General features: G+C 44.9%; 3 protein-coding genes. 1 reads left to right on the top strand and 2 read right to left on the bottom strand.

The window, feature by feature from the left end:
• Together Q4546_RS19025 and zntR are read right to left on the bottom strand one after the other, a co-directional pair.
• Positions 1 to 698: permease (locus Q4546_RS19025; RefSeq protein WP_303446847.1), on the bottom strand; the 698-nt coding region annotated here is incomplete at its 3' end.
• A gap of 9 nt (positions 699 to 707) precedes the next feature.
• A complete protein-coding gene (gene zntR / locus Q4546_RS19020; RefSeq protein WP_102436938.1) occupies positions 708 to 1,169 on the bottom strand; it encodes a Zn(2+)-responsive transcriptional regulator in 462 nt (153 codons plus the stop codon).
• 333 nt (positions 1,170 to 1,502) lie between these two features.
• Between zntR and purH the strand changes: the two genes are divergently transcribed.
• Complete coding sequence (gene purH / locus Q4546_RS19015; protein ID WP_102477125.1) at positions 1,503 to 3,092, top strand: bifunctional phosphoribosylaminoimidazolecarboxamide formyltransferase/IMP cyclohydrolase; 1,590 nt, start codon at positions 1,503 to 1,505, stop codon at positions 3,090 to 3,092.
• Positions 3,093 to 3,238 lie beyond the last annotated feature (146 nt).

Raw genomic sequence — 3,238 nt, 5'->3', positions numbered from 1 at the left:
CAACTCGCTGCCTCAGCCTTAACGGATTCAGACTTGCTCGAGCAACAACTCGCTGCCTCAGCCTTAACGGATTCAGACTTGCTCGAGCAACAACTCGCTGCCTCAGCCTTAACGGATTCAGATTTACTCGCACAACAACTACTGGCTTTAGCGACTGGCACTGATTTTACAACAGCGGCACTCATTGGCTGCATCACTGATGCATTAGCAGCAGGCTTCATCGTCATCGCTGTTGTAGTTGCGGTATTAGTTGCTGTATTAGTAGCAGCATCGTCTTTAACTTCGCTGACGACCTTACCATCGTCATCATCACGACCGACTAATAAACCCGCCACAATGGCGCTGGTGATCGCCGCTATCGGACGCACAATGGCCATAAATGGCCCTAACAACACATAAGATACCGTAACCGAATCCACCCCAGTTTCAGGCGTTGATACTAAAAATGAGGTTGTAGCCGCTTTTGATGCGCCAGAGCGACGCAAACCCACTGCAGCAGGAATAACCCCGCAAGAACATAAAGGTAACGGCGCGCCAATCACAGCTGCTTTAACTACTGTTTTTAAGCCGTGACCACCAAGTTGTTTTTGCATCCATGCCATGGGCACAAACACTTTCAACAAACCGGCCAACACTAAGCCTAATAATAGCCACGGAGCGGACTCTAAAAATAACTCTAAAAAATTGCTTAATAACATAATGCGCTCCTAACCTTGAGGCTGCTTTGCTGTATGACGTTGCTGTTCAGCTTTTGGATTTAATTCTTTATCTGTTGACTCTAATGCTTCTAAAATTGAGCAATGTTCAGCGCTTTCAGGGCCGCCGCAACAGGCCGCTGATAATTTGCCCAATGAGTTAGCAAAATTGGCGAGCTCGGCCATCTTGTCTTGTACTTGTTTAAGCTTTGAGTCCACCAGCCCTTTTACATCGGCACATGCCCAGTTGGATTTATCTAATTCAATGGATAACAACTCGGCAATGTCATTCAAACTAAAGCCCACCGCTTTGGCGCGAATAATAAAACCTAACTTGGCAGTATCATCCTCATTATAAAGTCGATAGCCCGCATCAGAGCGGCTAGAGGGCGCTAATAAACCGTGTTTTTCATAAAACCGCAGCGTGTCAGCTTTAACATTAAACAGCGCCGCGACTTCACCTATTCGATACATAAATTCACCATGAGTAAGATAAACATTCTGATGCAATACACAGATAATCATTACGAGTATAAGTATTACTATAAACCTTAGAGTTAAATCCAAGGTCAAGGCTTTTATAGAATAAAATTTTGTGAGTAACTTTGTTCTTATTTCAATATTGTGAAATCGCGCAGAAAAAACACCCTATATGGTGCTTTTGCGATAAAATGCGCGCGCCCTGTCTATAGGCAGCAACCCCCTAACAAGTAAAAACATTAAGGGAATTTTGCAAAGCAGAGCCATGTCGATGTCTGCTCTGTTTTGCCAAACTTCCTTAAAATAAATAGTGGACACTGTACCTACATGAATACTGTCAGACCTATTCGTCGCGCACTGCTAAGTGTATCTGATAAAACTGGAATGCTTGAGTTTGCTAAAGCACTTCACGAGCAAGGCGTAGAACTACTTTCTACAGGCGGAACAGCCAAATTACTTGCTGACAATAATATTCCTGTCACTGAAGTATCTGACTATACCGGTCACCCTGAAATCATGGATGGTCGTGTTAAAACATTGCATCCAAAAGTACACGGCGGCATCTTAGCCCGTCGCGGTATTGATGAAATCGTAATGGAACAAAATGCCATTAAACCCATCGATTTAGTTGCGGTTAACCTTTACCCATTTGCTTCTACTGTGGCAAAAGAAGGTTGTACGTTAGCTGACGCCGTTGAGAACATCGATATCGGTGGCCCGACCATGGTACGTTCTACTGCGAAAAACCATAAAGACACCACTATTGTTGTTAACGCCAGTGACTACGATCGCGTGATTACAGAGATGCAAGCAAACAACGGCAGCACCACCTTAGAAACACGTTTTGATTTAGCCATTGCCGCATTCGAACACACTGCCGCTTACGACGGTATGATTGCTAACTACTTCGGCACTATGGTGCCTGCACACAGTAAAGATGAGTGCCACGAAGATTCTAGCTTCCCACGCACGTTCAATACTCAGCTGATCAAAAAACAAGATTTACGCTACGGCGAAAACAGCCATCAAAAAGCGGCTTTCTATGTTGATAGCAACATTGATGAAGCATCGGTTGCAAGTGCAACACAATTGCAAGGTAAAGCCCTGTCTTACAACAACATTGCAGATACTGATGCTGCGCTAGAGTGTGTGAAAGAGTTTGAAGGCCCAGCTTGTGTCATCGTAAAACATGCTAACCCTTGTGGTGTGGCCTTAGGTAACACGATCCTTGAAGCTTACGATCGCGCATTCAAAACTGACCCAACATCAGCTTTTGGTGGCATCATCGCCTTTAACCAAGAATTAGATGCTGACACCGCGAAAGCCATTGTTGATCGTCAATTTGTTGAAGTGATCATTGCCCCTAAAGTTAGTGCGGCAGCACGCGACATCGTTGCCGCTAAAGCCAACGTGCGATTACTCGAATGTGGTCAGTGGAATACTAAAACCACTACTCAAGATTTCAAACGTGTTAACGGCGGCTTATTAGTTCAAGACCGCGACCAAGGCATGGTTGATGTGGCTGACGTTAAAGTGGTATCAAAAGTGCAACCAACCGCCGAGCAGCTAACTGACTTAATGTTCTGCTGGAAAGTGGCTAAGTTCGTTAAATCTAACGCGATTGTTTACGCAAAAGATGGCATGACTATCGGCGTCGGCGCAGGCCAAATGAGCCGCGTTTACTCAGCAAAAGTTGCAGGCATTAAAGCGGCAGACGAAGGTTTAGTGGTTGAAGGGTCAGTGATGGCATCAGATGCCTTCTTCCCATTCCGTGACGGTATCGATGCAGCAGCTGCGGCTGGTATCAGCTGCATCATTCAGCCAGGCGGTTCAATCCGTGATGAAGAAATCATTGCAGCGGCAGATGAGCACGGCATTGCCATGGTATTTACTGGCATGCGTCACTTCCGTCACTAAAACGCCAACACCAATGACTTAACTTAAGTCATTGGTGTTTTATAATTTAGTTTTTATCATATTAGAGCCAGCCATTGTTTCAAGTTCAATGAAAGTAAGCGCAGCTTATAAGCATAAGTGAGCATGCTTGAAGCAGAAATTGAGAC

The sequence above is a fragment of the Shewanella sp. 4_MG-2023 genome (assembly GCF_030548015.1).
Taxonomy (GTDB): Bacteria; Pseudomonadota; Gammaproteobacteria; order Enterobacterales; family Shewanellaceae; genus Shewanella.
The sequence above is the reverse complement of the archived record's forward strand: the minus strand, read 5'-3'. Positions and strand labels throughout refer to the sequence as shown.